A 3,834-nucleotide genomic window follows, 5' to 3' on the forward strand; every position below is an offset into this window, starting at 1 on the left:
AGTTATCCAAACCCCAGCATTATCCTAAAAATACAGTTTTTTATTCTGTAAATCATTCTGTTATAGGATGAATAGGTTTGGATAATACATTCCTATATCTTTGCTAATGGCACTAAAGCCAATAGGAAGAATATGAATATAGCACAGTTAAAATTAAGCCAGAAGAAGTTACTGGACAACCTCGTTTCCCGTGGTTATGACATTCAGTACATCAAAGGAGTAAAATTTGTTTTAAGACTTCTTTTTGAACATGAAGGATGTTTTAATTCGTATGAACAATTTGCAGAAAAGTTTATCCGTACAAGGGGATATACAAAAGCGACATTGGATCTTAGGATGATGCATTTACGTACTATCCAAGCATATGATGAATTTGGGCACTACCCGGACAAGAAGTCCTTTGTTCCGTTATGCTATCCTTCCAGGTATAATATGCTTAACCCCAGTTTTCAGAAAGTTATAGACATTTACCGGAAACGTGCCGCAGAACATAAAAAGAAGTCCACAGTAAAAATGGAAACCAATACCGTTACAATGTTCCTTTTTGAGATGCAAAAGTTCCACGTCTCTTCATTGGATGAAATCAAAGAAGAACATGTTTTGTCCTTTTTCCTTAAAGAAGAACAGCAAAAGCGTTCAAGGACATATTGCGGTCACATAGCGTCAGCCCTTAAAGAGTTGGGGGATTTATACGACATGAAAAAAGTATTAGGTTATTTCCCTGATTTGAAATATGAAAGGAAAAACTTCAACTATCTTAAGGATGATGAAATCAATGTGATAAAAAATGCTTTGTCAGACTCTAACAATATTTTGACTTTCAGGGAAAAAGCTATAGTTTCATTGGCCTTATATACTGGCATAAGAGGATGCGACATTGCCAACTTGAAATTGACAGACATAGATTGGAAGAAGGAACGAGTCAGCTTCGTCCAGGAAAAGACTGGTAATCCGATAGTGTTGCCCCTTCTTCCTCATGTTGGAAACTCATTGTTTGATTACATACGTAATGAACGGGACAATGAGGCCGGATCCGTGTATCTGTTTCCCAACAAGAAGAATGCGACAGAAAGGTTGGAGAACAAAAGTATCGGCACCATTGTCAATACAGTCTTTGAGAAACTAAACCTTAGAAAAGGTGAATCCGGGCGTGGAGTCAGCGTATTTCGGCACAACCTCGCCTCTAAATTACTTGGTAAAGGTACCGAGATTAGGGTCATCAGCCATATTTTAGGACATATCTGTTCTTCATCTATAGTCCCATATATAGATGCTGACATCCCTCATCTGAGAGAATGCGGAATCAATATTGAATGTTATCCAATAAGAAAGGAGTTGTTCGAATGAAAACAGATTCACATCTACCCCAATTTGCAGATTTGATGTCTGAATATGTCAATTTCATCTCTGGTATCGGAAAATGTGACTATATAACCCGCATATACCTGAACTCTTTCGCCAAGTACTGTATGAATCATGGCGGAGTGCTGTCGGATGATATTATCTCCGGATGGGCATCAAGGACAGATAAGGAAAGCTATTATACAAACCGTAACCGATGCATTATTTTGAGGCGCTTCATCCGTTATATCCGGTCGAAATATGGGGCACCGTTCAAATTGCCATCATATCCTCCGGACATAAAATACACACCTAAGCCAAAGCGTATTCTTGTTTCAGAACAGCCATACTCTTATTCCGCAATATCCCATATAGTCAAGAAATATGAACTTTACAAAAGAGCCTCTGGAAAATTCAGTAGGCGGACAATGGACAAGATTCGCCGTTTCAATGACTTCTGCGCCCATAATTATCCGTCAGCCGAAGCTCTTACAGAAGAAATTGTCCTTGATTATTGCAAGAAGAAAAAAACGGAATCCGCAAAGTCATGCAATAACAGAATTGTAGGTGTCAGAGGATTTCTGAAATATGCGAATAGCCGTGGTTTCGTAAATATTCCTCTTCCATCCACCATTCCAAGAGTCAATGTCACATCATTCGAACCACATCCGTTTACTCCAGAAGAGCTTGCAAGATTCTTTAATGAAGCGGACAATCTCGAACCTCCAATAAATTGCCGTGACATGAGGGCTGCGCTTATGAAAGTGGAAGTTCCGGTCTTTTTCCGACTTTTGTACAGTACAGGGATGCGTACAACAGAAGCCCGTCTGCTCAGAGTAGAAGACGTGGACTTGCAATCTGGTGTTATAAATATAAGATACACAAAGAGCATAGATAAACATCGGGTTGCCTTGCACGAATCCATGTGGTCGCTATTGCAGATGTATAATGTCAAAATGGAAAATCTCATGCCCGGAAGAAAGATATTCTTTCCTAACGAGTACGACAAACCATATTCCGGAGAATGGGTAACGGCAAGTTTTAAGAAAGTATGGAAGAAAGTCAGTACGGCACACGCAAGAGCATATGATTTTCGCAGTCACTATGCGGTCGTGAACATAAACGGTTGGGATCACTGCGGCATTGAATGGATGGACAAACTCTTATATCTCAGCCGTTCCATGGGACACCGTTACATTCAAAACACATTATATTATTACAGGCTTGTACCGCTGTTTGCACACCAGTTGGAAAATCTGACAGGAGGTGGGTATGAAGAACTTTTACCTGATTTAAACGACTATTTTGAATATGAAGACTAAAGCAGAACATTCAATTATCGCCGATGCCATCCATGAGTGGCATACGGTTTATCTTCCGTGTATAAGGAATCTGAGCCATAACGCTTTAAAATCATACGGAGAGGGAATGGGAATCTATATAGATTTCCTTGAATCCTCGAAGGGAGTCACCTCAAATACCATTTGTGGGGAATGCTTCCGTAAGGACTGGATTGAAGAATGGATTGCGTGGCTGAAAGAAGTAAGAAAATGCAGCCCGCAAACATGCAATCATCGTCTCTCCATATTGAAAAATTTCCTCCGTTTCCTTGCGCACAAGAAAATCCAATTCATAAAATATGATTGTGATGCCGCTGAAATAAAAAGAATGCAGCAACCTAAAAAACAAGTGGAAGTAATCACAAAAGATACAATCAAACGGATTTTTGCAAGCATCAATACACGGACATTGATAGGTAAGAGGGATTTTGCCTTGTTCAATCTTTTATATAGTACCGGAACAAGAATAGATGAAATATTATCATTAAGGCTGTCGGCACTGCACCTGGATGAAACGAAAAGTTACATTCTTGTTTTGGGTAAAGGGAATAAACAACGTACCATTTATTTGTTGAACAGCATGGTAAAAATACTGAAACATTATGTGAAGTTGTTCCATCCGGCCAATCCGTTACCTTCTGATTTTGTATTTTTCCCCATATATGGCCATGCAAACAAAAAAATCACTTCAGAAGCGATTAGCAAGCGGTTGAAAATGTATGTTAGAATTGCGTCTCAGGGGCTACTTGAAATTCCTGCGGATTTTCATTGCCATAGTTTTCGGCATGCACGGGCTACCCATTGGTTGGAAGACGGTGTAAACTTGGCGCAGATACAAAAACTATTGGGGCATGAGAGCATCGAAACGACAATGAAATACGTAGGAGTTTCATCAGAACAAATGGTACAAGCTTTATGCTCTATGGAAGACAATCTGACTTTAGGCGTTGAAAAGAAATATAAGAAAATCAGAAATAAAGATTCATTAGCAACAGTTCTTGGATTGAGATAATACTTAGTAATAAATGAGTGACTGTTCTTGAATAATGGAACAATCACTCTTTATTATCTGCTACTAAAATATAACAATTTACTGATATTCAATACAATAAAAAGTCAAGTTGGGATAATATTTTGGTTTGGATAACTTTTA

Annotated in this window: 3 protein-coding genes; all 3 read left to right on the forward strand. The window is 38.8% G+C overall.

Annotation, left to right across the window (positions count from 1 at the left end; all coding sequences use genetic code 11):
• The first annotated feature begins 132 nt into the window (after positions 1 to 132).
• Genes DW205_RS21815 through DW205_RS21825 form a run of 3 tightly spaced genes read left to right on the forward strand, consistent with a single transcriptional unit; the run spans position 133 to position 3,693 of the window.
• Entirely contained in the window at positions 133 to 1,347 is a 1,215-nt protein-coding gene (locus DW205_RS21815) for a tyrosine-type recombinase/integrase (RefSeq protein WP_118292430.1), read from the forward strand.
• Positions 1,344 to 2,663, forward strand: a complete 1,320-nt coding sequence (locus tag DW205_RS21820; RefSeq protein ID WP_118292429.1) for a tyrosine-type recombinase/integrase — start codon at positions 1,344 to 1,346, stop codon at positions 2,661 to 2,663. Before DW205_RS21815 ends, DW205_RS21820 begins: the two co-directional genes overlap by 4 nt.
• Positions 2,653 to 3,693: a tyrosine-type recombinase/integrase gene (locus tag DW205_RS21825; RefSeq protein WP_117852433.1), complete on the forward strand. Its 1,041-nt coding sequence runs from the start codon at positions 2,653 to 2,655 to the stop codon at positions 3,691 to 3,693. Before DW205_RS21820 ends, DW205_RS21825 begins: the two co-directional genes overlap by 11 nt.
• Positions 3,694 to 3,834 lie beyond the last annotated feature (141 nt).

Source organism: Parabacteroides sp. AM17-47 (genome assembly GCF_003434625.1).
Taxonomy (GTDB): domain Bacteria; phylum Bacteroidota; class Bacteroidia; order Bacteroidales; family Tannerellaceae; genus Parabacteroides; species Parabacteroides distasonis.